This window comes from Janthinobacterium sp. 1_2014MBL_MicDiv (assembly GCF_001865675.1).
Classification (GTDB): Bacteria; Pseudomonadota; Gammaproteobacteria; order Burkholderiales; family Burkholderiaceae_D; genus Janthinobacterium.
Map to the genome: position 1 here is coordinate 1,244,484 of NZ_CP011319.1, position 23,637 is coordinate 1,268,120.

The 23,637-nt window shown below is 65.6% G+C and carries 24 protein-coding genes; 16 read left to right on the forward strand and 8 right to left on the reverse strand.

What is annotated here, in order from left to right:
- Window positions 1-26 precede the first annotated feature (26 nt).
- The 8 genes from YQ44_RS05455 (at window position 27) to YQ44_RS05490 (ending at window position 9,216) form a co-directional block, all read left to right on the forward strand.
- Window positions 27-425, forward strand: a complete 399-nt coding sequence (locus YQ44_RS05455; protein WP_071322515.1) for an MAPEG family protein — start codon at window positions 27-29, stop codon at window positions 423-425.
- A gap of 106 nt (window positions 426-531) precedes the next feature.
- Window positions 532-2,247 (forward strand): RecQ family ATP-dependent DNA helicase, encoded by a 1,716-nt coding sequence (locus YQ44_RS05460; RefSeq protein ID WP_071322516.1) that lies wholly within the window; start codon window positions 532-534, stop codon window positions 2,245-2,247.
- Window positions 2,248-2,337: 90 nt separating this feature from the next.
- Window positions 2,338-3,381 (forward strand): ligase-associated DNA damage response exonuclease, encoded by a 1,044-nt coding sequence (locus tag YQ44_RS05465; RefSeq protein ID WP_071322517.1) that lies wholly within the window; start codon window positions 2,338-2,340, stop codon window positions 3,379-3,381.
- Window positions 3,374-5,005: an ATP-dependent DNA ligase gene (locus YQ44_RS05470; protein WP_156894699.1), complete on the forward strand. Its 1,632-nt coding sequence runs from the start codon at window positions 3,374-3,376 to the stop codon at window positions 5,003-5,005. Before YQ44_RS05465 ends, YQ44_RS05470 begins: the two co-directional genes overlap by 8 nt.
- A 10-nt stretch (window positions 5,006-5,015) precedes the next feature.
- Window positions 5,016-7,493: a ligase-associated DNA damage response DEXH box helicase gene (locus YQ44_RS05475; protein WP_071322519.1), complete on the forward strand. Its 2,478-nt coding sequence runs from the start codon at window positions 5,016-5,018 to the stop codon at window positions 7,491-7,493.
- The gene (pdeM, locus tag YQ44_RS05480) at window positions 7,490-8,158 is read left to right on the forward strand and encodes a ligase-associated DNA damage response endonuclease PdeM (RefSeq protein WP_071322520.1); all 669 of its coding nucleotides are present in this window, start codon (window positions 7,490-7,492) and stop codon (window positions 8,156-8,158) included. Before YQ44_RS05475 ends, pdeM begins: the two co-directional genes overlap by 4 nt.
- Before the next feature lie 200 nt (window positions 8,159-8,358).
- On the forward strand, window positions 8,359-8,724 hold the full coding sequence (locus tag YQ44_RS05485) for a KGG domain-containing protein (RefSeq protein WP_071322521.1): 366 nt from the start codon (window positions 8,359-8,361) through the stop codon (window positions 8,722-8,724).
- Window positions 8,725-8,946: 222 nt separating this feature from the next.
- Complete coding sequence (locus YQ44_RS05490) at window positions 8,947-9,216, forward strand: hypothetical protein (protein WP_071322522.1); 270 nt, start codon at window positions 8,947-8,949, stop codon at window positions 9,214-9,216.
- Between the two features lie 16 nt (window positions 9,217-9,232).
- On the opposite strand, the gene YQ44_RS05495 is transcribed toward YQ44_RS05490, so the two are convergent.
- Window positions 9,233-9,832, reverse strand: coding sequence for a DUF2239 family protein (locus tag YQ44_RS05495; RefSeq protein WP_071322523.1), 600 nt, complete (start codon window positions 9,830-9,832; stop codon window positions 9,233-9,235).
- Window positions 9,833-9,923: 91 nt separating this feature from the next.
- Window positions 9,924-10,421, reverse strand: coding sequence for a pyridoxamine 5'-phosphate oxidase family protein (locus tag YQ44_RS05500; protein WP_071322524.1), 498 nt, complete (start codon window positions 10,419-10,421; stop codon window positions 9,924-9,926).
- 263 nt (window positions 10,422-10,684) lie between these two features.
- Between YQ44_RS05500 and YQ44_RS05505 the strand changes: the two genes are divergently transcribed.
- From YQ44_RS05505 to YQ44_RS05530, 6 genes are all read left to right on the forward strand, one after another.
- Entirely contained in the window at window positions 10,685-11,338 is a 654-nt protein-coding gene (locus YQ44_RS05505; RefSeq protein ID WP_071322525.1) for a PepSY-associated TM helix domain-containing protein, read from the forward strand.
- 32 nt (window positions 11,339-11,370) lie between these two features.
- Window positions 11,371-11,886: a DUF2271 domain-containing protein gene (locus YQ44_RS05510; protein WP_071322526.1), complete on the forward strand. Its 516-nt coding sequence runs from the start codon at window positions 11,371-11,373 to the stop codon at window positions 11,884-11,886.
- A 12-nt stretch (window positions 11,887-11,898) separates the two neighbouring features.
- Entirely contained in the window at window positions 11,899-12,723 is an 825-nt protein-coding gene (locus YQ44_RS05515; protein WP_071322527.1) for a DUF4198 domain-containing protein, read from the forward strand.
- A 30-nt stretch (window positions 12,724-12,753) separates the two neighbouring features.
- The gene (locus tag YQ44_RS05520; protein WP_071322528.1) at window positions 12,754-13,782 is read left to right on the forward strand and encodes an FAD:protein FMN transferase; all 1,029 of its coding nucleotides are present in this window, start codon (window positions 12,754-12,756) and stop codon (window positions 13,780-13,782) included.
- Between the two features lie 13 nt (window positions 13,783-13,795).
- Window positions 13,796-15,160, forward strand: a complete 1,365-nt coding sequence (locus YQ44_RS05525) for a sulfite reductase subunit alpha (protein ID WP_071322529.1) — start codon at window positions 13,796-13,798, stop codon at window positions 15,158-15,160.
- 69 nt (window positions 15,161-15,229) lie between these two features.
- A complete protein-coding gene (locus tag YQ44_RS05530) occupies window positions 15,230-15,781 on the forward strand; it encodes a glutathione peroxidase (RefSeq protein ID WP_071322530.1) in 552 nt (183 codons plus the stop codon).
- A gap of 37 nt (window positions 15,782-15,818) precedes the next feature.
- Here the strand turns inward: YQ44_RS05530 and YQ44_RS05535 are convergent, their stop codons facing one another.
- The 6 genes from YQ44_RS05535 to YQ44_RS05560 all read right to left on the reverse strand — a co-directional run bounded on the left by YQ44_RS05535 (window position 15,819) and on the right by YQ44_RS05560 (window position 20,408).
- Window positions 15,819-17,045, reverse strand: a complete 1,227-nt coding sequence (locus tag YQ44_RS05535; protein WP_083411660.1) for a DUF2325 domain-containing protein — start codon at window positions 17,043-17,045, stop codon at window positions 15,819-15,821.
- A 32-nt stretch (window positions 17,046-17,077) separates the two neighbouring features.
- Entirely contained in the window at window positions 17,078-17,416 is a 339-nt protein-coding gene (locus YQ44_RS05540) for a hypothetical protein (RefSeq protein ID WP_071322531.1), read from the reverse strand.
- Between the two features lie 88 nt (window positions 17,417-17,504).
- Window positions 17,505-17,702, reverse strand: a complete 198-nt coding sequence (gene hemP / locus YQ44_RS05545; protein ID WP_071322532.1) for a hemin uptake protein HemP — start codon at window positions 17,700-17,702, stop codon at window positions 17,505-17,507.
- 277 nt (window positions 17,703-17,979) lie between these two features.
- Window positions 17,980-18,786 (reverse strand): Crp/Fnr family transcriptional regulator, encoded by an 807-nt coding sequence (locus tag YQ44_RS05550; protein ID WP_071326277.1) that lies wholly within the window; start codon window positions 18,784-18,786, stop codon window positions 17,980-17,982.
- A gap of 354 nt (window positions 18,787-19,140) precedes the next feature.
- The gene (locus YQ44_RS05555) at window positions 19,141-19,785 is read right to left on the reverse strand and encodes a response regulator (RefSeq protein ID WP_034750556.1); all 645 of its coding nucleotides are present in this window, start codon (window positions 19,783-19,785) and stop codon (window positions 19,141-19,143) included.
- Window positions 19,786-19,940: 155 nt separating this feature from the next.
- On the reverse strand, window positions 19,941-20,408 hold the full coding sequence (locus YQ44_RS05560) for a universal stress protein (RefSeq protein WP_071322533.1): 468 nt from the start codon (window positions 20,406-20,408) through the stop codon (window positions 19,941-19,943).
- 457 nt (window positions 20,409-20,865) lie between these two features.
- Between YQ44_RS05560 and YQ44_RS05565 the strand changes: the two genes are divergently transcribed.
- Together YQ44_RS05565 and YQ44_RS05570 are read left to right on the forward strand one after the other, a co-directional pair.
- The gene (locus YQ44_RS05565; protein WP_071322534.1) at window positions 20,866-21,735 is read left to right on the forward strand and encodes a protein phosphatase CheZ; all 870 of its coding nucleotides are present in this window, start codon (window positions 20,866-20,868) and stop codon (window positions 21,733-21,735) included.
- Window positions 21,735-23,609, forward strand: coding sequence for a chemotaxis protein CheA (locus YQ44_RS05570; RefSeq protein ID WP_071322535.1), 1,875 nt, complete (start codon window positions 21,735-21,737; stop codon window positions 23,607-23,609). Before YQ44_RS05565 ends, YQ44_RS05570 begins: the two co-directional genes overlap by 1 nt.
- The last annotated feature ends 28 nt before the right edge of the window (window positions 23,610-23,637 follow it).

Genomic DNA, 23,637 nt, shown 5'->3' on the forward strand with positions numbered 1-23,637 from the left:
GCCAGTCTCACCCTGCAGAGGCAAGCATGACCCCTGAACTGACTATGCTCGGCTGTACCCTGGTGCTGGCCCTCGTGCAAATCCTGCTGCCGGCGATGTTCCGCACGCGCGAAACGGGCACGGCCTACAATGTGGGCGCGCGCGACGACGACGGCCCGCCCGTGGGCAAGGTCACGCGCCGCCTGCAGCGGGCCCAGGCCAATCTGTTTGAAACCCTGCCCCTGTTCGCCACCGCCGTGCTGATCGCCCACGTCACGGCGCAGGAAAGCGCACTGACCTTGTACGGCGCCGCCCTGTACCTGGCCGCGCGCGTGCTCTACCTGCCCCTGTACGCGTTCGGCGTGCCCGTTGTGCGCACGCTCGTGTGGTGCGTGTCCATCGCCGGCCTGCTGATGCTGTACTGGGCCATACTGTTCGCTTCGTGAATTCCTACAGCGGCTGTGGCGCCTGTCCTATGGCGGCGCGCCAGGCCCGGCCGTAAAGTGGCGGCAAGCTGGCGACGGGCGCCGGCATTTGACGGACCCCACCACGATGGCCACGACCGCTTCCATAGTGAAAGACAAGGGCAGCGCCAGCCTTGCTCCCCGGCGTGCGCGCCAGATCGCGCGCTTGCTGCGCGCGGTATTTGGCGTGCAACGGCTGCGCGCGGGCCAGCAGGAAGTCATCGACAGCGTGCTGGCCGGGCGCGATACCCTGGCCATCATGCCCACCGGCAGCGGCAAGTCGCTGTGCTACCAGCTGCCCGCCGCGCTGTTGCCGGGCGCAACCCTCGTGGTGTCGCCGCTGATCTCGCTGATGCAGGACCAGTTGGACAAGCTGCAGGCGCTGGGCATCACGGCCGTGCAGCTCAACAGCAGCCTGACGCGCGCCGAGGAAGATGCGGCCACCGCCCGCATAGCCGCAGGCGGCAAGCTCATCATCTTTTGCACGCCGGAACGCCTGGCGACGGCCGACTTCCTGGCCCTGCTGGCCGGCGCGCCGCCGTCCCTGGTGGTGATCGACGAAGCCCACTGCATTTCCCAGTGGGGCCATGATTTCCGTCCCGCCTACCTGGAGATCGCGGCCGCCCTGCGCGCGCTGGGCCGTCCGCCCGTGCTGGCGCTGACGGCCACGGCCACCGATGACGTCGTGGCCGACATCCGCGCGCAGCTGGACGCGCCGAAGCTGCACGTCGTCAGCACGGGCATCTATCGCGCCAATCTGCGCTATGGCGTGATCCAGGTCACCAATGCGGGCGAGCAACAGGATACGGCCTTGCGCCTGCTGCGCGAGACGGCCGGCACGGGCATCGTCTACGCGGCGACCGTCAAGGCCGTTGTCGATCTGGCGGCACGGCTGGAGGGCCTCGGTGAAAGCGTCACCTGCTACCACGGCAAGCTGGCGGCGCGCGAGCGCAAGCAGAACCAGGCGCTGTTCATGGGCGGCGAGCGCCGCATCATGGTGGCCACCAACGCCTTCGGCATGGGCATCGACAAGCCCGACACGCGCTTCGTGATCCACCTGCAAGTGCCGGCCAACCTGGAAGCGTATTACCAGGAATCGGGCCGGGCCGGGCGCGACGGCTTGCCCGCCGACTGCACCTTGCTGTATTTCCAGGAAGACAAGCGGGTGCAGCAATTTTTCCTGGCGAAACACTATCCCACGGCCGACGAACTGGCCGCCATCGTGGCCGTCGCGCGGGAATTGCCGGCCACGTTCGCTTTTGACGCATTGGCATCGGGCTTGCCCGAGTTGTCCGATGGCCACCTGAAGGTGTGCCTGAAGCTGCTCAAGGATGGCAAGCTGCTGCGCCAGGACCGCCGGCTCGGCTACCGCCTGAAAGCGCCATCGGCCGGCTCGCCCACGTACGCGCAACTGGCGCGCATCTATGTCGACAAGCAGGAGCGCGACAGGCAGGCGCTCGAACAGATGGTGGCGTATGCGCAAAGCGGTTTTTGCCGCTGGAAGCTGCTGCTCGATTACTTTGGCGATGCGGGCGACTTCGAGCGCTGCTGCACTTGCGACAATTGCCAGGCGCCGCCCGCGCTGGCCACGCCCATCGACCTGGACGAGGCTGCGGGGCCGTGCATACGGGCGGATGCCGCGCCGTCGCCGCCGCCCGTGCCGCCGATCGCCGTCGGCAGCCGAGTGCGCGTGCCGCGCTTCGATATCGGCACCGTGCTGTCGGTGGCGGGCGACCAGGTCACAATTGCCTTTCCGGAAGAGACGACGCGCACCTTCATGGCGGAATTCGTTGCCCCGGCGTGAGTCCAGTGTGCGCTGCCGGACAGATGACCTGGCGCCAGCGCGCTAGACTCAAGCCATTCCAACGCTGTTCTTGACCGTGGGGAGCGAGGCATGGCAGACATGGTGGTGGTGCGCAAGGAAGGCCTGTATTGCGTGCCGGGGCAGTTCTACATTGATCCGTGGCGACCCGTCGAGCGCGCCATCATCACGCATGCGCATGCCGACCATGCGCGCGTCGGACACCGGCACTACCTGTGCGCGGCCAGTGGCGTGGCGGTGCTGCGCGCGCGCCTGGGGCCGGTATCCATCCAGGGCCTCGCGTATGGCGAGACCGTCGACCATCACGGCGTGACGGTGTCGCTGCATCCGGCCGGCCACGTGCTCGGTTCGGCCCAGGTGCGCATGGAACACGGCGGCCAGGTCTGGGTGGCGTCCGGCGACTACAAGCTGCAGCCCGATCCCACCTGTGCGCCATTCGAGCCCGTGCGCTGCGACACGTTCATCACGGAATCGACATTCGGCCTGCCCATCTACCGCTGGCAGGCACCGCAGGAAATCAACGACGAGATCAATCAGTGGTGGCGCAGGAACGCGGCCGAGGGGCGCACCAGCGTGCTGTTCTGCTATGCCTTCGGCAAGGCGCAACGCATCCTGGCGGGCCTTGACGCCGCCATCGGTCCCATTATCTGCCATGGCGCGGCGCAGGTATTGACGCAGGTCTACCGCGAATCGGGCGTGGCCTTGCCCGCTACCGTCATGGTGGGCGATGTCACGGACAAGGCCGCCTTGAAGACGGCCATGGTGATCGCGCCGCCATCGGCGGCCGGCTCGCCGTGGATGAAGCGCTTCGGCGATTACAGCGATGCGTTCGCCAGCGGCTGGATGCTGCTGCGCGGCGCGCGCCGGCGGCGTGGCGTGGACCGCGGCTTCGTGCTGTCCGACCATGCGGACTGGCCCGGCCTGATGCAAGCCATCACGGCCACGCAGGCCGAACGCATCATCGTCACGCATGGCTCGATTCCCGTGATGGTGCGCTGGCTGCAGCAGAACGGCTGGCAGGCGGGCGGCTTCGACACGGAGTATGGCGACGACGAGGCCGACGATGGCGCCGATGCGGCCTCGGCGACGGCGCAGGAGGGCGCGCCCCATGCGTGAATTTGCCCTGCTGTACGCGGAACTCGACGAAACCACGTCCACCGGCCGCAAGCTGGCCGCGCTGCAAGCCTACTTTCGCCGCGCCATGCCCGAAGATGCGGCCTGGGCCGTGTATTTCCTCGCCGGCGGCAAGCCGCGCCAGGCCGTGCCCACCAAGCTGCTGCGCGACTATGCGACCGAATGCGCGGGCCTCGACGCCTGGCTGTTCGACGAGGCCTATCACGCAGTCGGCGACCTGGCGGAAACCATCGCCCTGATCCTGCCCGCGCCCACGCGCCGCAGCGACATCGGCCTGGCCGAGTGGGTCGAGCGGCGCATCGCGCCGTTGCGCGGCGCGGCGCCGGAAGCCATCCGCGCAGCCTTGCTGGCGTACTGGGACGAGCTGGAAACGCGCGAACGCTTCCTGCTCGTCAAACTGATAGGCGGCGGCTTTCGCGTCGGCGTGTCGAAGCTGCTGGTGACGCGCGCGCTGGCCGGCATCGCCGCCATCGACAGCAAGCTGGTCGCGCAGCGCCTGATGGGCTGGACCGATGGCAAGGTCAGTCCCACGGGCGCGGGTTTTCTCAAACTGATCGGCGCGCAATCGGACGACGAGCATGCGCTGCGCGGCGGCCAGCCATACCCGTTCTTCCTCGCGCACCCGCTGCAAGCCACGCCGGCCAGCCTGGGCGACGTGGCCGACTGGCTGGTCGAGTGGAAATACGACGGCATGCGCGCGCAGCTGCTGCGCCGCGACGGCGCCAGCTGGCTGTGGTCGCGCGGCGAGGAACTGATCACCGAGCGCTTTCCCGAACTGGCGCAGCTGTCCCTGCCGGAGGGCTGCGTGCTCGATGGCGAAATCCTCATCTGGCAACCGGGCGACGTACCGGCGCCATTTGCCGACCTGCAAAAGCGCATGGGCCGCAAGACGGTATCGCCCAAGCTCTTGATGGAATTGCCGGCCGTGCTGGTGGCCTACGACGTGCTGGAACTCGATGGCGTCGATATCCGCCACCTGCCGCAGCGCGAACGCAGGGCGCTGCTGGAAACGCTGGTCGCCGGCGTGGCTTCTCCCGCGCTGCGTTTGTCGCCGCGCATCGCCGCCGACAGCTGGGAGGCGCTGGCCGCCATCCGCGCGGAATCGCGCGCGCGCGGCGTGGAAGGCATGATGCTCAAGGCCATGTCGGCCGCATATGGCGTGGGGCGCACGAAGGACGTGGGCACCTGGTGGAAGTGGAAGATCGATCCCTATGCCGTCGACGCCGTGCTGATCTACGCCCAGGCAGGCCACGGCCGGCGCGCCTCGCTGTACACCGACTATACGTTTGCCGTGTGGGATGCAGCAGGGGAGGGCGAGCGCAAGCTGGTGCCGTTCGCCAAGGCGTATTCGGGCTTGACCGATGCGCAGATCGCGCAAGTCGACGCGGCCATCCGCAAGACGACCATCGAGAAATTCGGCCCCGTGCGCAGCGTCAAGCCGACCATGGTCTTCGAGATCGGCTTCGAGGGCATTGCCGCCTCGAGTCGGCACAAGGCGGGCATCGCCGTGCGCTTCCCGCGCATCCTGCGCCGCCGCGAAGACAAGGCCATCGCCGACGCCGACACGCTGGCCACCCTGCAGGCGCTGCTGGCCAGTGCCGCATGAGAGGCGATACATGAGCAAGAGCGCGCTGGCGCAGCGCATCGACGCGTGGTTTTCCGGACGCGGCTGGACGGTGTTTCCATTCCAGCGCGCCGTCTGGCGCACCGCCGCGCAGGGCAGCTCGGGTTTGCTGCACGCCAGCACGGGCTCCGGCAAGACGTACGCCGTGTGGTTCGGCGCCTTGCTGCGCGCCGAGCGGCTGCAAGGCCGGGGCGGAAAACAGGGCCGCAAGCAGGGCTTGCGCGTGCTGTGGATCACGCCCATGCGTGCGCTGGCGGCCGACACCGTGCGCGCGCTGCAGGCGTCGGGCGCCGATCTTGCTCCCGGCTGGCGCATCGAGGCGCGCACGGGCGATACCAGCGCCGCACAGCGGGCCCGCCAGGCGAAAGCCTGGCCCGAGGTGCTCGTGACGACGCCGGAAAGCCTGTCGTTGATGCTGAGCCAGGCGGATGCCCAGGCACGTTTTGGCTTGCTGGAAACGGTGATCGTCGACGAGTGGCACGAATTGATGGGCAGCAAGCGCGGCGTGCAGGTGCAGCTGGCGCTGGCCCGTCTGCGCCGCTGGAACGCAGCCGTGATGACGTGGGGACTGTCGGCCACCCTGGGCAATTTGCGCCAGGCGCAGGACGTGCTGCTGGGGGAGGAAAACGACGGCGTGCTGGTCGAAGGCAAGGTGCGCAAGCGCATCGTCGTCGACAGCTTGATCCCCGTCCATCCCACGCGCTTTCCCTGGGGCGGCCACCTGGGTATCCAGATGCTGCAGCCCCTGATCGCCGAAATCGAAGGCAGCGCCACCACCCTGGTGTTTACCAACACGCGTTCGCAGGCGGAACTGTGGTACCAGCACCTGCTCGATGCGCGGCCCGACTGGGCGGGCCTGATCGCCCTGCACCACGGCTCGCTGGACCGCGCGGTGCGCGAATGGGTCGAGCAGCACCTGAAGACGGGAGCGCTGAAAGCCGTGGTCTGCACGTCCAGCCTGGACCTGGGCGTGGATTTCCTGCCCGTCGAGCGGGTGCTGCAAGTGGGCAGCGCGAAGGGCATCGCGCGCCTGGTGCAGCGGGCCGGGCGCAGCGGCCATGCGCCGGGGCGCATCTCGCGCGTGACCCTGGTGCCCACCAACAGCCTGGAACTGCTGGAAGCGGCCGGCGCCCGCGCGGCGCTGGCGCAGGGCCAGCTCGAGGCGCGACCCGTGCCGGACAGGCCGCTCGACGTGCTGGTGCAGCACCTGGTGACGGTGGCGCTGGGCGGCGGTTTTCGCGCGCTTGAACTGTATGCGGAAGTGCGCGCGGCCTGGTCGTATCGCCACTTGAGTCCGGACGAGTGGCAATGGGCGCTCGATTTCGTCGCGCGCGGCGGGCAAAGCCTCACCGCGTACCCGGAATACCGGCGCGTGCTGCCCGACGACGACGGCGTGTACCGCGTGCCGGATGCGGCGCTGGCGCGGCGCCACCGCATGGCCATCGGCACCATCGTGTCGGAAGCGGCGATCCAGGTCAAGTTCATGGGCGGCGGGCGGATCGGCAGCATCGAGGAATCGTTCATTGCGCGCCTGAAGCAGGGCGATCATTTTTTGTTTGGCGGGCGCATCCTGGAATTCGTGCGCGTGCACGAGATGACGGCCTATGTGCGGCGCGCCACGGGCAGCCGCGGCGCCGTGCCGCGCTGGCAGGGCGGCAAGATGCCGCTGTCGTCGGAACTGGCGCACGCCGTGCTGGACCAGCTGCAACTGGCGCAGCAGGGCTGCGCCAGCGGGCCGGAAATGCGCGCGCTGGCGCCGCTGCTGGCCATCCAGGCGCGCTGGTCCGCCCTGCCCACGCGCGCCACCCTGCTGGTGGAAACCCTGGCCAGCCGCGAGGGCCGGCATTTGTTCGTGTATCCGTTCGCGGGCCGCTCCGTGCACCTGGGCCTGGCGTCGCTGCTAGCCTACCGCATCGCCCGCGTGCAGTCGGCCACGTTTTCCATCGCCGTCAACGATTACGGCCTGGAGTTGCTGTGCGCCGGCGAGCCCGATTATGCGCCGCTGTTCGACGCGTCCACGGGCGCCGGGCTGGACCTGTTCAGCACCGACCATCTGCTGGAAGACGTGCTGGCCAGCCTGAACGCGACGGAACTGTCGCAGCGGCGCTTCCGTGAAATCGCGCGCATCGCCGGCCTCGTGTTCCAGGGCTATCCGGGCCAGCCGAAAAGCGCGCGCCAGCTGCAGGCGTCGTCGTCGCTGTTCTTTGAAGTGTTCCGCAAGCACGATGCGGCCAATTTGCTGCTGAGCCAGGCGCAGCGCGAAGTGCTGGAGCAGGAGCTGGAACTGACGCGGCTGCGCGCCACCCTGCAGGAGCTGCAGGGCAGGCGGATCAGCCTGCAAGCGCTGGAACGGGCTACGCCGTTTGCCTTCGGCCTGATGGTCGAGCGCTTCCGCGAACAGCTGACGACGGAAAAATTGTCGGACCGCGTGGCACGCCTGGTGAGCGCGCTGGAAAAGGCGGCCGCATGAACGGCCAGCGGCAAGCGCATTGCGCGGTGGAGCTGGCGGGCGAGAGCCTTTGGCTGCTGGCGCACAAGGCCGTGTATTGGCCGGCGCGCAGGATGATGGTCGTGGCCGACATCCATTTCGGCAAGGCGGCCGCCTTCCGCGCGCTGGGCGTGCCGGTGCCGCGTGGCACCACGACGCAAAACCTGCAGGCGCTCGACGCCTTGCTGGCCGCCCATGCCTGCGAGGAAATTGTCTTTCTCGGCGACTTCCTGCATGCGCGCGCCGCCCACGCGGCGGCCACCGTGGCGGCCATGCAGGCATGGCGCGCGCGCCATCCGCGCTTGCGCCTGACCCTGGTGCGCGGCAACCACGATGTGCATGCGGGCGACCCGGCCTCCGCGCTGCGCATCCGCATGGTGGATGAGCCGCATACCGTGGGCGCCTTGTCCTTTTGCCACCATCCGGACACCGTGGCGCCCGGCTATGTGCTGGCCGGCCACGTGCATCCCGTATTTCATCTGCGCGCGGCAGCGGGTGGCCTGCGCCTGCCGTGTTTCCTGCTGGGGCCATCGCGCGCCATCCTGCCGTCGTTTGGCGCGTTTACCGGGGGCCACGCCGTGCGGCCGGGCGCCGGCGAGAGCGTCTACGTGACGGCCGACACGGCGATTTTCCGCATTCCGCCATGACCTGATGCGGCATGGTACTTATGGTATTTATTTTGATGTAACTATGCCACCGGGGGCGGGACTCATCCTACATCAGCGCTTGCCATCCTCCTATTTCTTGCGGCCCATGTGCGCACTAAGATGAGGATTCCCTTGCCATGCGAGGGGACGAATTGCATGGTTTGCACTGTTTTCCGGTTCTATCGATCAAGGAGATCATCATGGCCACATCGAGCGACAATAAACAGCAAGGTAGTAAAAGCGGCAGCGCCAGCAGTGGCGGCAACAAGCAAAGCGATACCAGCAAACGCGGCTTCGCTTCCATGGACCCCGCCCAGCAGCGTGAAATCGCCAGCGAAGGCGGACGGGCCGCGCATGAAAAAGGCACGGCGCATGAATTCACGTCGGAAGAGGCGCGCCGCGCGGGCAGCCAAAGCCATAAAAATGACGCGAACCGGCAAAGCGCCGCCAGTTCGGGAGGCTCGCGCGACAACGCCAGCATGAACCAGGAGGGTAGCCGCGACAACGCCAGCAAGCAAAGTGGCGGTGCCGGCTCAAGTTCCGGTTCCGGCTCGCGCAACAAATAGGCAGGCTAAATAGGCAGGCTTTATGGCGTCGTGAGCATGGCTGGCGGGAAGCAGGCATTTCCGCCGGCCGTTACGCATGCGTCTACATTTTCCTGCATTTTTTCGGCAGCGGAAAAATTTTGATGCAATGCAGCAGGCATGGACTATGATGAAATAGCTGCGCTGGCAAGCAGGTTTATCGCCGGGTCCGCAGCCCACTCGCAGGCAACTCTCAGGGAGAAAATGATGGGCAATTCCAACACGCCGTATCCGGGCAATAGCCAGGGCGGCACGCCGTCCACGGCGGGCAGCAAGCAAAGCACGACGGTCGACGCTGCCGAAAGCTTTGTGCTGGTCGATAGCGAGCAGGGCCTTGATATCGGCGACGATCTGTTTTCCATCGGCGAGGTGCGGCGCGCCGACCGCTTGCCGCATCACCAGTCCGGCGTGGCTGGCCAGAACCGGCAGAGCGCCGATGATGCGCCCGACACGACGGGCAGTACCGGCGTCTGACTTTTCCGCCCATCTTTTAACTGTCGGACCATCCCCGCTGGGCCAGCCGCAAGACGTGTTCGCGCACGTCGGCTGGCCAATCCTGCACGCAGACAAGGAAGGCCGGCTGCCGGCCCGCGAACAGGGCGCGGCTTGCTTCCTCGAATCCTGCCGCGTCGCCGGCCAGCGCGCTCATGAACTTGTAGGCCGCTTCGCGCGCCTGGCGCTGTTCATCGGCCGCCTTGTTGTCGCGCTGCGCGTGCTCCACCAGCTTGCGCAAGGCCACGGAAGCGCCGCCCGGTTGCGTCGCCAGCCATTCCCAGTGGCGCGGCAGCAAGGTGATTTCGCGCGCCACCACGCCCAGCTTCGGCCGGCCCGCCGTGCGCGCAGGAACGGGCGTCTGGTCTTCCTGCGCCGGCGTCTCGACGCGCGGCTGGGGCAAGCGCTGCAATACCTGTTCCAGGCTGCCATGCAGGTTCAAGTCCACCTGGCTGCCCGTGGCGTCGTCGAAAATCAGGATTTGCGCGGCGGGGTCGCGCGTGACCCATTCTTTCAACAGGCGCGCCACCGCATGCAAGGGGCCGGCGGCCACCTTGTGTTTGCCGGCAAAGGCGGTCAGTTGGGCGGGTGCGTGCATGTCTGGTCTCCAGTGGGTGAACATGCAGGTAATTTTACCCGGATTAAATTGAGTTAATAACACCCGGGTAAAATATTTTTACTGCGTTCCGCTACAGGTCGATGCGGCCATGTTCTCCCAAGTCCTTCGGCGTCTCCCCCGTGATGGCAGCCTTGGCCATCTCGAAGAATTGCGTCATCTTGCTGGCGCTGCTATCCCAGTATTCGGCCGACTGTATCGTCACCTTGATCAGCGACAGCTTCGGATCGTCGAGTCCGCCCGGGAACCACGCTTTCATCAGCGGGCTCCACAGCTCTTCCGCCTTGGCGCGGTCCTTCAGCAATTCCGCATGGCCGCAGACGGACACGTACAGGCTGTCGCCCGTATCGACGAAGCTGACATTGACTTGCGGGTTGTTCAGCAAGTCGCGCGTATAAGCGGCCTCGTCTGAAACGAAAAACCAGATCCGGCCCTCGCCGTCGACCTGCTGCTGCGTCAGTGGCCGGCTGGTGAGAGTGCGCGTGTCGTCGCTGGTGGTGAGCATGCCGAACTTGACGCTCTTGATCTTGTCGGCGATGCTGGCCAGTTGTTCGCTGGAATACAGTGGCATGGTGTGCTCCCGTCGTGGTTGTCCTGAACAACAGCATAGGTGGAGCCCGCGAATGGCTCTGTACGGCAGCTTACGTAGTGGGCGCGCTTTGTTTCAAAGCTGTTACAAAACGCCGCCCTTGCGCCGGCTCCCATGTATTGACTTAATAAATGATAATCATTATCATTTGTTGGATACTTTGCGCATGGACTCTGATTGAAGGATGGGAATGAAGCACAATGACTTGTCGCGCCACCTGGCGCGCTCCTTGCCGGGAGCGGACCATGGCTAACGCGGGCGCCGCAGACAAGGCCAGGAACAATGCCAGCCGCGCCGTCTGGCTGAAGAATTTGCACCAATGGCACTGGATCAGCTCGGCGCTGTGCCTGCTGGGCATGTTTCTGTTCGCCATCACCGGCATCACCCTCAATCACGCCGGCCAGATCGAATCCAAGCCGGCGATCACGCGGCAGAAGGCCGCATTGCCGGCGCCGCTGGTCACGGAACTGGCCGCGTATGCCGCCAAGCACGATGGCGCCAACGCCCCGATGCCCGCCGCCGCCGAAACCTGGCTCAAGCAGCAGTGGTCGCTCAACGCGGGCGGCCGTCCCGCCGAATGGAGCATCGACGAAGTGTATCTGCCGCTGCCCAAGGCGGGCGGCGACGCCTGGGTGCGCATCGGCCTGGAAGATGGCGCCGCCGAATATGAATTGACGGACCGGGGCTGGGTGTCCTGGCTCAACGATGTCCACAAGGGCCGCAACACGGGCGTGGCCTGGAGCTGGTTCATCGACATCTTTGCCGCCGCCTGCATCGTGTTCTGCCTGACCGGCTTGCTGATTTTGAAGTTCCATGCGGCCAACCGGCCATTTACCTGGCCGATGGTTGGCCTCGGTATCCTGATACCCTGCGCGATCGCCTTGCTGTTTATCCACTGATCGTTTTTATCCTTACTTTTTACAGGCACACCATGAAATTACGCTACTCCCTGGCGCTTGGCCTTCCCCTGATCGGCACTTCGGCGATGGCGGCCGACCTGGCCCTCAAGATTGAAATCCCACAACTGAACGTGGCCGAGTACCATCGTCCTTACGTGGCGGCCTGGCTGGAAACGGCCGACCAGAAGGTGGTTGGCAACTTGGCCGTGCTGTATGACGTGAAAAAGAAGGACAAGGCCGGTGAAAAGTGGCTGAAGGACATGCGTCAATGGTGGCGCAAGAGCGGCCGCGACTTGGCCATGCCTGTCGACGGCGTCAGCGGCGCCACGCGCGCGCCCGGCGAACATACCCTGACCTTCCCCGGCGCGAAAGCCCTGCTCGACAAGTTGCCGGCCGGTGAGTACCAGCTGGTGGTGGAAGCGGCGCGCGAAGCGGGCGGACGCGAACTGGTGCGCGTGCCGTTCCAGTGGCCCGTGAAGGCAGCCCTGGCCGTGCCTGCCAAGGGCAAGGAAGAACTCGCTAATGTCGTCGTCCAACTCAAACCATAAAGGCGCACCATCATGTTGAAACAACTGAACAAGCCATTGCTCGCGCTGGCCCTGGCCGGCCTGGCCATGAACGCCCACGCCCACCGTGGCTGGATGGTGCCATCGAGCACGATGGTGGAAAGCAAGGACGCCTGGGTGACGGTGGATGCCGCCGTCTCCGACGGCCTGTTCGAGATCGACCACCAGCCGCTGCGCCTGGACGCTCTGCAAGTCATCGGCCCGGACGGCGCGAAAGTGGCGCCGGCGAACACCGTCACGGGCCGTCTGCGCAGCGTCTTCGACGTCAAGATGGAAAAGCCGGGTACCTACAAGGCGGCCATCGTGTCGCAGAACGTGATGGCCAGCTACAAGCAAAATGGCGAACAGAAGCGCTTCCGCGGCAACGAGGAAACCTTCAAGAAAGACTTGCCGGCCGATGCGCAAGACGTGAAAGTCACGCGCACGGCAGCGCGCCTGGAAACCTTCTTCAGCAATGGCGAAACCAGCACGGAAGTATTCAAGCCGACGGGCGTGGGCCTGGAATTCGTGCCGGTCACCCATCCGAACGACTTGCGCGCGGGTGAGAAAGCCACATGGCGTTTCCTGGTCGACGGCAAGCCGGCGGCGAATCAGGCGTTCAGCCTCGTGCCAGGCGGCGTGCGCTATCGCGGCGTGCTCGGCGAAATCCGCCAGAGCACGGATGCCAAGGGCGAAATCACCTTCACCGTGCCGGCCGCCGGCATGTATTACCTGAGCAGCACCTGGCCTGCAGCCGCTCCGGCAGCCGCCGGCCAGGCACCAGCCATGCCCGAGCGCCGCATGACGTACGCGGCCACCGTGGAAGTGCTGCCGCAGTAAGCGGCGGTATCTTCGCGAGCGAGAGCGCCGATGCGCCGGGTCCTGCTACCGCAGCATATTTCCGATCAGCTGGCGCCGCCCGGCGCCGCGATCCGGGATCTGCGCGGCCTGTCGATGGGCACCAGCTGGTCGGTGCGCCTGGTCGATGCCGCCATGCCGGGACGTGCCGGCAGCGCCGACCTGCAGCAGGGCTTGCAGCAGCAGCTGGACCTGGTCGTCGCGCAAATGAGCCACTGGAGCGAAGACTCGGACCTGGGCCGCTTCAACCGGGCCGAGCCGGGCAGCTGGCACAGCTTGCCCGCCGCCTTTTGCGAGGTGCTGGAGTTTGCCATGCAGGTGGCGCAGGCATCCGGCGGCGCCTACGATCCGTGCGCGGGCGCCCTCGTCAACCTGTGGGGCTTCGGCCCCAGCCACCGGTATGACGAGCCCGGTTTTCTTCCCCCCAAGCACGATACCGTCGCCTTGCTGCTGTCGCAGCGCCAGCGGCGCCGCCTGGAGCTGGACTTGCCGGCCCGCCGCGCGCGCCAGCCCGGCGGCTTGCAGCTGGATTTGTCGGCCATCGCCAAGGGCTATGGCGTGGACCGCCTGGCCCGCTACCTCGACAGCCAGGGCATCGGCCATTACCTGGTGGAAGTGGGCGGCGAGCTGCGCGGCGCCGGCAGCAAGCCCGACGGCCAGCCGTGGTGGGTCATGCTGGAACAGGTCGATGGCGCCGAGGCGGGGCAGCAGCCGGCGGAAATGATGCTGGCGCTGCATGGCCTGTCGGTGGCGACCTCGGGCGACTACCGGCGTTTCTTCCAGGACGGTACGGCGCGCTTTTCGCATACGATCGACCCGCGCAGCGGCATGCCGATCGCCAATCAACTCGCTTCCGTCACCGTCGTGCATGCGCAATGCATGGCGGCCGATGCCTGGTCGACGGCCCTGACCGTGCTGGGTGCCGAGGCCGGCATGGCGCTGGCCGAGGAACAGGGCCTGGCCGCGCGCTTCCTGCAGCGCGACGGGCGCGGCTACCGCGAATTTTTGAGCAGCCATATGCGGGCCATGCTCGACGAATGAACAGTTTATTTCCATGATTTTTACGCACGATACGACGCGGCTGGCCTTGCTGGCCGCCCTGTCCCTCAGTTACGCGGGCGTCTGCCTGGCGCCCTGGCTGCGCGCGCGCGCCCGGCGCCGCGCGTCCGATGCCGCCAGGGCCGCGCTGGCCAACAACCGTCCCTGGCTGGTGGCGTATGCGAGCCAGACGGGCAATGCCGAGGAACTGGCCACGCAAACGGCGCACAGCCTGCAACTGGCCGGCATTCCCGTGCGCCTGTGCGCGCTGGCCGAACTGACGGCCATTGATCTGCAACAAGCGGAACGGGCCTTGTTCCTGGTCAGCACCTATGGCGAAGGCGATGCCCCCGACAATGCGGCCGCCTTCATGGGCCGCCTGATGACGGGCGAGCTGGCGCTGCCGCAATTGCATTACGCCGTGCTGGCCCTGGGCGACCGCAGCTATGGCCACTTCTGCGGCTTTGGCCGCGCGCTCGAAGCCTGGCTGGCGGCGCAGGGTGCGGCGCGCCTGTTCGAACGCATCGAGGTCGACCGCAGCGCCAGCGCCGCTATCGAGCAATGGTTCCAGCACCTGAGCCACCTGGCCGGCACCAGCGATGCGCCAGACTGGAGCGCGCCGGCCTTCGGCGACTGGCGCCTGACGCACAGGCGCTTGCTCAACCCGGGCAGCGCCGGCGGCGCCATCTATCACGTGGAGCTGGCGCCGGCCGCAGGCAGCTTGCCGGAGTGGCAGTCGGGCGACCTGGTGCAGGTGGCCGCGCCGCTCGAGCCGTCGCAGCCGCGCGAATATTCGATCGCCTCGGTCCCGCGCGATGGCGGCGTGCACCTGCTGGTGCGCCAGCATGCGCATCCGGACGGCAGCCTGGGCCTGGCGTCGGGCTGGCTGACGGCGCAAGCGGCCATCGGCGACGTGGTGCAGCTGCGCCTGCGCCAGCACCGGCGTTTCCGCCTGGAAGACAATGCCCGGCGCCCCCTGATACTGATCGGCAATGGCAGCGGCATCGCCGGCTTGCGCGGCCACCTGAAAAGCCGCGTGCTGGCGGGCCAGCGGCGCAATTGGCTGATCTTTGGCGAGCGCAACGCGGCCCACGATTTCCATTACCGCGAAGAAATTGAACGCTGGCATGCCAGCGGCGATCTGCCGCGCCTGGACCTGGCGTTTTCGCGCGACCAGGCCGAGCGGACCTACGTGCAGGACCGCCTGCGCGGCAATGCCGACGAAGTCAAGCTCTGGCTGGAGCAGGGCGCCGCCATCTACATTTGCGGCAGCCTGGCCGGCATGGCGGGCGGCGTCGACCAGGCGCTGCAGGAAATGCTGGGCCGGCCCGCGCTCGACGCGCTGGCGGCCGAAGGGCGCTACCGGCGCGACGTCTACTGATTTTTTTCCGGCGCCAGCGCGTTCGCGCGCAGGCGGCTATGATGGCTGTTTCACCCAGGGAGTACCATCATGAGCGAGAGTATCTACGACATTCCCTTGCGCCGCATCAATGGCGAAGCCAGCAGCCTGGACGCGTATCGCGGCAAGGTCGTGCTGGTGGTCAACGTGGCTTCCGCCTGCGGCCTGACGCCGCAGTATGCGGGGCTGGAAAAACTGTATGAAGACAAACAGGCCGACGGCCTCGTGGTGGCCGGTTTTCCCGCCAATGAATTCGGCGCGCAGGAGCCGGGCGGCAACGACGAGATCGCTGACTTTTGCCGTGGCACCTTCGGCGTGCAATTTCCCATGTTTGAAAAGATCGTCGTCAAGGGCCCGGGCCAGCATCCGCTGTACCAGCGCCTGGTGCAGGAGCAGCCGCGCGCGCAGGAAAAGCCGGGCAGCGATTTCCGCGCCAAGCTGGCCGGCTACGGCATCACGCAGGAGCAGCCGGACGACGTGCTGTGGAACTTCGAGAAGTTCTTGATCAGCAAGGAGGGCAAGGTGGTGGGGCGTTTCGCGCCCGACACCACGGTCGACGACGCACTGCTGCGCGACGCCATCGAGCGCGAGCTGCAGGCATAGCGGCGCTGCGGGCGGCATCCGCCGCCCGTGGCTGGTCTTACTCGGCAGCGTCCAGCGCGGCCGGTTCCATCTCGCCGCTCACTTCCTGCAAGCCGCGCGCCAGGCTGGAGATGCTGGGGTTGTCGATGAAGACGCAGCGCTTGCCCGTGCGCTTGCAGTAATCCTTCACGCGCCAGTAGGCGCTGTGGCTGATGCAGCCGGTCTGGCAAATCACCAGGTCGGCCGCCGCCAGGCTCGAATCGAGCAGGTTGGCATTGTCTTCCAGGCCGCCGTCGTGGTGGGCGAACTGCGCGCCGACGCGTTCGATCAGGGCGCGGTAGGTGGCGACATTGCCGCTGCGTCCACCTACGCACAGCACGCTTTGATCGACGAGGCGGATCGGCATCTTCAGCTTGCCGCCCGTGGGCACTTCCAGCTTCGGTGCGGGCGGCGGCGCGGCGGCGCCGGGGCGCGGCTGGGCCTGCTTCAATTCCGTGATTTGCTGGCGCAATTCCTTTTCGCGTTCATCCATCTGCGCCAGGCGCTCGACCAGGCGCGTGCGCGATTCCAGCGCCGGGATGGCCGCCTGCAATTGCGCCAGTTCGGCGCGCAAGCCGTCGATCACGCTATCCTTGCCGATCGATTCGGCCCGCGTGCGCAGCAGCACGGCTTCCTGGCGTTCCAGGTCGCCCGTCTTTTCCAGCAGCATGGCCTGGCTGCGCTGTTGCAGCTTGGCCAGTTCGTGCGTCAGGCGTGTATTTTCTTCCTGCAAGGCCGTAAATTTGCCCATGTCGGCGCGCACGCAGGCGCCGGCCTGGTGCTGGATCATGTGCAGGTCGCGGCACATCTGCTCTTCCAGCTCGGCGTCGCAGCGCGGGTGCGTCAGCCCGGCCCAGAAGGCGCCCGACACGTCGCCATTGGCGACGGCCGTGCGCCACAGCTGGGCCACCTGTTCCGTCGTCTTGGCGCCGCGAAAGCGCAGGATCACGGGAGCGTAGCGGCGTTCGAGTTCCTTTTGCAGTGCTTCCGACAGGCGGTTGCGCGCGCCGCATTCCGTCACGGCGCCCACGTGCACTTCGTAATCGTCGGCCAGCACGCGCCCGCCCGTCATCTTGCCGACCAGCTTGCGCAAGTAACCGAGCGGCAAGCCGACGCCGACCAGCGGGCAATGGCAGGTATGCGACAGTTCCCACAGCCGCCGGCGGCGTGAGGCAAGCGCGGCCGTATCGGCCTCGCCGCTGGAACAATTGCTGATGACGGGCAGGGACTTGTCTTTGTCACACATGGCGATATCCTGTTGGGCGGTGGAGATGGTGTTTATTGCGGCAGCGGCGAAGCGGGGCGCTTGGCGCTCAGCATGCGTGCCAGTCGTTCGAGGAGCGTGCTTTTCGGTGGCATGGGCCGCTGCAGCGCGACGAGCGCGGCCCATTGTTGCGACAGTTGCTGGCAAGTGGCTTGCAGCACCGGCCCCAGGTCGGGCAGGCCGGACAGCACTTGCAGATGGCGTTCGATCACGGACGCCAGTTGCGGACACGGCGCCTGTTCGGCGCTGCCCGCATGGTAATGCGACATCAGGTGCAGCACGGCCGACAGCATCAACTCAGGCTGTTGCCCATTCACGGCAGAAAACTTCGAAGAAGGTCGGTCGGTCGCCATCAAACGCTCCTGTGCGGTGGTTTGGCTGGCTGGCGCCCACGAAGGGCACGACTGGCTGGCGAGTGTGGTGGCTGGCTGCGTTGCTGGATCAGGCAGTCAGGATCAGCTTGTTCAATTGGGTGACGCGCAGGCGGTAAATCTTGCCGCTGTGTTCAATCTCCACTTCGCGGCCCTGTTGCAGCAGCGCTTCGCTGGTGATGCGGCGCGCCGGCTGCGCCACGCTGACGGGAGGGCGGACGTGGGCGCTGGCGGCATCCTGGATCAAGGCTGGTTTTGAGCTTTGCATGTTGGGCTTTCTTTGTCTCAGTTGAGAATGATTCGTATTTGCATTATTGTTGAATGTGGCCCGAAAAGCAAGGCTTATTTGTGGCGAATCCGCGCTTTTTTAGTGCGGCATGGCACGCAAGTTCATTGCGCAGTAGAAATGCTGGCGCGGCTGCGCTGCAGGGGAGGCGCCCGGAAGGCGCGTGCGGGGAGGGCGGCAAAAAAGACCCGGAACGGCGTTGCGCGCCGCAGCCGGGTCAAGCCTGTGCCAAGCTTGAAGAAAGAGGGATGGTCCTATCTCAAATGGTGGCCAGCAATTGCGCCGAGACGTCGGCCGCGGCGGCCGTGTCGGCCTTGAGCTTGGCGGCGGCCAGCTGCTTGGCGCGCGAGCGCGAGGGCGGCAGGCGGCGCAGGGTTTTCAGCGCTTCCGGGTCCTTGATGCCGATGGTGCGCTGGTCGACGGTGATCAGGCCGATCTCGTTGAAGGCGGACAGGGTGCGGCTGACCGTTTCCAGCGTCAGGCCCAGGTAGCTGCCGATTTCATGGCGCGTCATGCGCAGGTTGAACAGTTTGCTCGAATAACCCATCTGCGCGAAGCGGTCGGCCAGCGAGACGAGGAAGCGGGCCACGCGCGCCTCGGCGCTGAGGGCGCCCAGCATGCCGATCATGGCCTGTTCGCGCACCAGTTCGCGGCTCATCACGCCGTACATGACGTTTTCCAGCTCCATGTGGACACGGCCCAGCGCCGTGAGCTTCTTGAATGGCAGCAGGATCAGGTCGCAGTCGGACAGGGCCACGGCTTCCGAGGAATAGTGGCGCGAGTGGATGCCGTCGACGCCCAGCATGTCGCCTTTCATGGGAAAGCTCAGTACCTGTTCATTGCCGAACTCATCGATGAGGACGGTTTTCAGGAAGCCCGAGTTGACGATGTACAGGGTGTCGAACGGCTGGCCGATCGTGTGCACGCGCTGCCCCGTCTTGAATTGCACGTGCTGGAACAGCAGCTCGTCGGCGGCGATGGTGCAGGCGCTGGAGATATGCAGCAGATCGCATACCTCCTTCAGGTTCGACCACAGCCGCCCCTGGCGCTGGCGTCCCGCTTCCATCGGGGTCGATGGGGCCAGCGGCGACGAGGCAGGGCGGGTTTCAGACGTGTGCGTGGACAGCATGTTCATCTCCTGGTGACAGGTAGTTCAGAGTTGAATGACGGAATGCGCCAGGGCGGCGGGCACGGCGCGAGGGTCTGCGGCGCGCGTCCTGGCAGTTAATGCTCAATTCGCTGAAGACTTGCTGTGTGATGAAATAACTTCCCAGCAACTTGATTACTGGTTTCAGTATGCCAACAAGCGTATGGAATTCATATCAGCAGTGGCTGAATATGGCGGTAGGAGCTGCGGTAGGGGAAGTAGGATTGTTCCTACAGTTGCCGGCGGTCGTGCGCCGCCGGCCGAGACCGGCTGTCAGGTCTTGAAGGGGGACAGCAGCCGGTGGGCTACCGCGTATTGCACCATTTCCGACAAGGAACTCATGCCCATCTTTTGCATGATGCGTGTCTTGTGCGTGCTGACCGTCTTCACGCTCAGGTGCAGGTTGTTGGCGATCTCGGTGATCGACTTGCCTGCCACCAGCAGGGAAAACACTTCGAATTCGCGGTCCGACAGCTGTTTGTGCAACAAGCTTTCATTCGGCATCATGATGTTGAGCACCAGCTGCTCGGCCACCTCGGCGCTGATATAGGGGCGCCCCGATGCCACCTTGTGGATGGCGCCCACCAGCTGCGTGCCCGCGCTTTCCTTCGTCAGGTAGCCTTGCGCGCCGGCGCGGATGGCGCGCACCGCATATTGCTCTTCCTCGTGCATGGTGAGGATGAGGATGGCCAGCTTCGGCGCTTCGCTGCGGATCTGGCGGATCAGGTCGACGCCGCTGCGGCCAGGCATCGACAGGTCGAGCAGCAGCAGGTCGAAGCCGCCCTGGCGCACATGGTTGAGTACTTCAAAGCCATCGATGGCTTCGCCCACGATGTCGATGTCCGGCGCGCCGTCGAGGATGCGCTTCAATCCTTCGCGCATGATGGTGTGGTCGTCGGCAATCACAATGCGTATCATAGGCGGGCAATCTGGAAGCGTGCAATCTGCTGTGTCCGTTACCGGACAGTCAAATGTTAAGAAACGAGAAATATTGTCATATTAACTGAAAATGGCTGCGGGCTTGCCCTTTTCTCAAGCTGCCGGTGCGCAGCCTCTCCCTGTCATGGGACTCCTCATTTGGGCTGCGGTTCCTTGATCAGCCTGTGCACCAGCACGGGCAGCTTCGAATGCGACAGCACCTTGTTGGTCACGCTGCCCAGCAGCAACTGGCCCCAGCCGCTGCGGCCGTGCGAGCCCATGAAGATCAGGTCGCAGTGCTGGAGTTGCGCCACTTCCACGATTTTCAGGGCAGGACTGTCGGAAAAGGCCGTCAGGCCCGTCGCCTCCAGGCCCCGCTTGGCGGCCGCATCGAGGATCGGCTGCCAGTGGTCGCCGCCCGCCTTGCGCATGGCGATGCGGTATTCCTCTTCGCTGGGATAGCTGGGCGGGATGATTTCGATGTACACGGGATACTGGTATTCCGGCGCCACGTACACGGCGAGGATGTCGGCGTGCATCTGTTCGGCAAAGGCGACACCGGCGCAGGCGGTCAGGTTGGAGACGGTGGAACCGTCCGTGGCGATCAGAATTTTCTTATACATGGCAGCTCCTTTGGCGGTGGACCAGCGCGCGCGACGCCTCTTATTGTAGACGCGGCGACAGCATTGTTTTCATGTAAAGACTTGATAATTGTCAATACTCTTGCACCTTCAGTATAGACAACATTGATAGAAAGATCGTGTTTTTGGCTGCGCAGGCTGTGGCGCGCGTGGCGCGCGGGCCAGGATTTCTCGCGCGATGCGTGGTCTTGCCTGCACGCCAATGGTAGTATTTCAAAATACAACAGCAGGAACACTTATTTCCTGGTGGAAAAGCTCTTGCAGGCCCGCTTTGCACCAGGAAGCGCGTTTTGAGATTTACCAACAGGGCGGCGCCCTGCTACACTCGCACCATCGCAGCGGTATTGCCTCAAATCATCTTAATCGAGAAATTGCGGGTATCAGTCTGTAAAACGCACAGTTCAGGCGGAATTTTGACAAATTATGGAGAAGCAGGGATATGACCAACGCCGCTGATGATTTCGATGCATTATTCGATGAAGTATCTGCGCAAAGCGCGGCCGCGGCCCAGCCCGCGCCTGCCGCCGCGCCCGCCCCCGCCGTGATCGCGGATGACGATTTTGACGCGCTGTTCGACGCCGTTTCGGCCAGCGCCGCCGTGCCGGCCCCGGCTGCCGTTGCCGCGCCTGCCGTGGAAGCGGCCGCCGCGCCGGCAGCGCCAGAGGCGCCCGCCGCAGCTGGCGAAGCCGCCGACCCTGTCGACCAGTCCGACAAGCCGATGTTCGAGCGCCTGGGCGGCATCGTGCGCCTGTTGCACGATTCGCTGCGCGAACTGGGCTACGACAAGGCGCTGACGGAAGCGTCGTCGCAGATCGTCGACGCGCAGGACCGCCTGGAATACGTGGCCACGCTCACCGAGCAGGCGGCCAACAAGGTCCTCAACACGCTCGACGAAGGCATGCCGGCGCAGGATGTGCTGTCGAAGAAGGCCAAGGACATGGACAGCCGCTGGACAGCCCTGTTCGACGGCAAGCTGAGCCTGGAAGAATTCAAGGCCCTGGCCGGCGACTCGCGCCAGTTCGCGCAAGCCGTTGCCGAGGCGACGGAAGCGGAAAAAGCGCGCCTGCTGGAAATCATGATGGCCCAGGACTTCCAGGACATCACGGGCCAGCTGATCAAAAAAGTGGTGAACATCACCAAGACGGTGGAGCACGAGCTGGCGCAGTTGCTGCGCGACAACGCGCCGGCCGAAGTGCGCGAGAAACTCGCGCAGAAGCAGGACGCGCCGCTGATGCAGGGCCCTTCCGTGCCGTCGGTGGCGCTGGACCAGGATAATGTAGACGACCTTCTTGCGGATTTGGGATTCTAATGGACGATATGCTCAAGGATTTCGTCGTCGAGGCGATGGATCTTGCGGTTAATGTTGAAGAGCACTTATTGCGTCTCGAGCGCGATCCGGACAACAAGGAAACACTGAATGCCGTGTTTCGTTCTTTCCACACCATCAAGGGCGGCGCCGGTTTCATGGGCTTGCCTGCGCTGGTGGCGGCTTGCCATCTGACGGAAAACCTGTTCGACGCGCTGCGCACGGGCGCCGCGCCGGTGACCCCCATCGCCATCGAGGCGGCGCTGCAGGCATCCGGCTTCGTTGCCGACCAGCTGACGGAACTGGCGAACGGCGCCGCGCCGGAAAGCCTGCCGGCCATGCCGGAAGAGCTTGAACACATCCTCACCAATGCCATCGAAGGCAAGGGCATGGACGCGCCAGCGCCTGCCGCCGCCGTGGTGGTGGAAGCCGTCGTGGCCGAAGTGATCGTGGCCGCGCCTGCCGCTGCTGCCGCCACAGCCAGCGCCGATGGCCTGGACTGGGAAGGCATGTATAACGCCGTCGTGCCGGAAGGCAGCCAGCTGGCCGCCGCGCCGGCCCCCGTCGCCGCTGCCGTTACTGCCGCTGTTGCCGCCGCGCCTGCCGCTGCGGCCGCCGCCAAGCCGGCCGGCAAGAACTGGGATGGCGTGGACCGCCGCGAAGAGCGTCCCGACGTGCGCCACGCCGCGCCCGTCAAGGAAGACAGCATCCGCGTCGACGCCGTCAAGCTCGACGCGCTGCTGGAAGTGGCCGGCGAATCCGTGCAGGCCGCCAACCAGGCTGCCGTGCTGCTCGAGCGCCTGCTGCAATTCAAGTTCGAAGGCCAGGCCGCCACCCTGATGGCGACGCTGGCGGAAACCCTGGAACGCGCGTCGCGCTACTCGACGGAACTGCAGCGCGCCACCCTGGCCACGCGCATGCAGCCCGTGGGCCGGCTGTTCCAGAAATTCCCGCGCCTGGTGCGCGAACTGGCGAAGGACCTGGGCAAGGATGTCGAGCTGACCATCGAGGGCGCGGAGACGGAAGTCGACCGCGTGGTGGTCGACAGCCTGTACGATCCGCTCGTGCACATGCTGCGCAACTCGCTTGACCACGGCGTCGAATCGCCGGAAGCGCGCCTGGCCGCCGGCAAGCCCGCCAAGTCGTATATCTCGCTGAAAGCATGGCAGGAAGCCAACAGCGTGATGATCGTGCTGCAGGATGACGGCAAGGGCATGGACCCGGTCTTCCTGCGCAGCAAGGCCCAGCAAAAGGGCCTGATCAGCGAAAACGCACAATTGAGCAACGATGAATGCTTCCAGCTGGTGTTCCTGCCGGGCTTCTCGACCAAGGAAGTCGCGTCCAGCGTCTCCGGCCGTGGCGTCGGCATGGATGTGGTGAAGACGGCCGTGGAGAAAAACCGCGGCGCCATCCACATCGAGTCGGCGCTGGGCAAGGGCACCAAGTTCGCCATCCGCCTGCCGATCGAGCTGTCGATCGTGCCGACCATGCTCGTCTCCACCTCGGGCGCCGCGCTGGCGCTGCCGATGGCGGTGGTGCAGCGCGTCGTCGAGTTGCCGGAAACCTTCATGGAAGTGGGCGGCGCGCCCGTGCTGAAGGACCAGGGGCGTCCATTGCCCGTGCGTTCGCTGGCCGGTGCCCTGGGCTACGAGTCGTGCAGCGAGCGCGTCGGCATTGTCGTCGCCGCGCCACAGCCGTACATCCTCGCCGTGGAAGCCGTCGATGGCACGGCCGACCTCGTGATCAAGCCGATGACGGCCATCACCGTGGAAGGCATCACGGGCACGGCCCGCTCGGCCGAAGGCGAGCTGGTGCTGGTCGTCGGCCTGTCGTTCCTGATGGATGGTTGCCGGGGCAGTGTCCGCTTGGCGGCCTGAAGACAGCTGACAATATCGTTGTACCCAT

Excerpts from the sequence above, each read along its gene's own strand:
- YQ44_RS05510 (WP_071322526.1), top strand. The coding sequence starts at position 11,371 with ATGAAATTACGCTACTCCCTGGCGCTTGGCCTTCCCCTGATCGGCACT.
- YQ44_RS05460 (WP_071322516.1), top strand. The coding sequence starts at position 532 with ATGGCCACGACCGCTTCCATAGTGAAAGACAAGGGCAGCGCCAGCCTT.
- YQ44_RS05520 (WP_071322528.1), top strand. The coding sequence starts at position 12,754 with ATGCGCCGGGTCCTGCTACCGCAGCATATTTCCGATCAGCTGGCGCCG.
- YQ44_RS05525 (WP_071322529.1), top strand. The coding sequence starts at position 13,796 with ATGATTTTTACGCACGATACGACGCGGCTGGCCTTGCTGGCCGCCCTG.
- YQ44_RS05515 (WP_071322527.1), top strand. The coding sequence starts at position 11,899 with ATGTTGAAACAACTGAACAAGCCATTGCTCGCGCTGGCCCTGGCCGGC.
- YQ44_RS05505 (WP_071322525.1), top strand. The coding sequence starts at position 10,685 with ATGGCTAACGCGGGCGCCGCAGACAAGGCCAGGAACAATGCCAGCCGC.
- YQ44_RS05565 (WP_071322534.1), top strand. The coding sequence starts at position 20,866 with ATGACCAACGCCGCTGATGATTTCGATGCATTATTCGATGAAGTATCT.
- YQ44_RS05470 (WP_156894699.1), top strand. The coding sequence starts at position 3,374 with ATGCGTGAATTTGCCCTGCTGTACGCGGAACTCGACGAAACCACGTCC.
- YQ44_RS05465 (WP_071322517.1), top strand. The coding sequence starts at position 2,338 with ATGGCAGACATGGTGGTGGTGCGCAAGGAAGGCCTGTATTGCGTGCCG.
- YQ44_RS05455 (WP_071322515.1), top strand. The coding sequence starts at position 27 with ATGACCCCTGAACTGACTATGCTCGGCTGTACCCTGGTGCTGGCCCTC.
- YQ44_RS05475 (WP_071322519.1), top strand. The coding sequence starts at position 5,016 with ATGAGCAAGAGCGCGCTGGCGCAGCGCATCGACGCGTGGTTTTCCGGA.
- hemP (WP_071322532.1), bottom strand. The coding sequence starts at position 17,702 with ATGCAAAGCTCAAAACCAGCCTTGATCCAGGATGCCGCCAGCGCCCAC.
- YQ44_RS05535 (WP_083411660.1), bottom strand. The coding sequence starts at position 17,045 with ATGTGTGACAAAGACAAGTCCCTGCCCGTCATCAGCAATTGTTCCAGC.
- pdeM (WP_071322520.1), top strand. The coding sequence starts at position 7,490 with ATGAACGGCCAGCGGCAAGCGCATTGCGCGGTGGAGCTGGCGGGCGAG.
- YQ44_RS05500 (WP_071322524.1), bottom strand. The coding sequence starts at position 10,421 with ATGCCACTGTATTCCAGCGAACAACTGGCCAGCATCGCCGACAAGATC.
- YQ44_RS05550 (WP_071326277.1), bottom strand. The coding sequence starts at position 18,786 with ATGGAAGCGGGACGCCAGCGCCAGGGGCGGCTGTGGTCGAACCTGAAG.
- YQ44_RS05485 (WP_071322521.1), top strand. The coding sequence starts at position 8,359 with ATGGCCACATCGAGCGACAATAAACAGCAAGGTAGTAAAAGCGGCAGC.
- YQ44_RS05490 (WP_071322522.1), top strand. The coding sequence starts at position 8,947 with ATGATGGGCAATTCCAACACGCCGTATCCGGGCAATAGCCAGGGCGGC.
- YQ44_RS05555 (WP_034750556.1), bottom strand. The coding sequence starts at position 19,785 with ATGATACGCATTGTGATTGCCGACGACCACACCATCATGCGCGAAGGA.
- YQ44_RS05570 (WP_071322535.1), top strand. The coding sequence starts at position 21,735 with ATGGACGATATGCTCAAGGATTTCGTCGTCGAGGCGATGGATCTTGCG.
- YQ44_RS05560 (WP_071322533.1), bottom strand. The coding sequence starts at position 20,408 with ATGTATAAGAAAATTCTGATCGCCACGGACGGTTCCACCGTCTCCAAC.
- YQ44_RS05540 (WP_071322531.1), bottom strand. The coding sequence starts at position 17,416 with ATGGCGACCGACCGACCTTCTTCGAAGTTTTCTGCCGTGAATGGGCAA.
- YQ44_RS05495 (WP_071322523.1), bottom strand. The coding sequence starts at position 9,832 with ATGCACGCACCCGCCCAACTGACCGCCTTTGCCGGCAAACACAAGGTG.
- YQ44_RS05530 (WP_071322530.1), top strand. The coding sequence starts at position 15,230 with ATGAGCGAGAGTATCTACGACATTCCCTTGCGCCGCATCAATGGCGAA.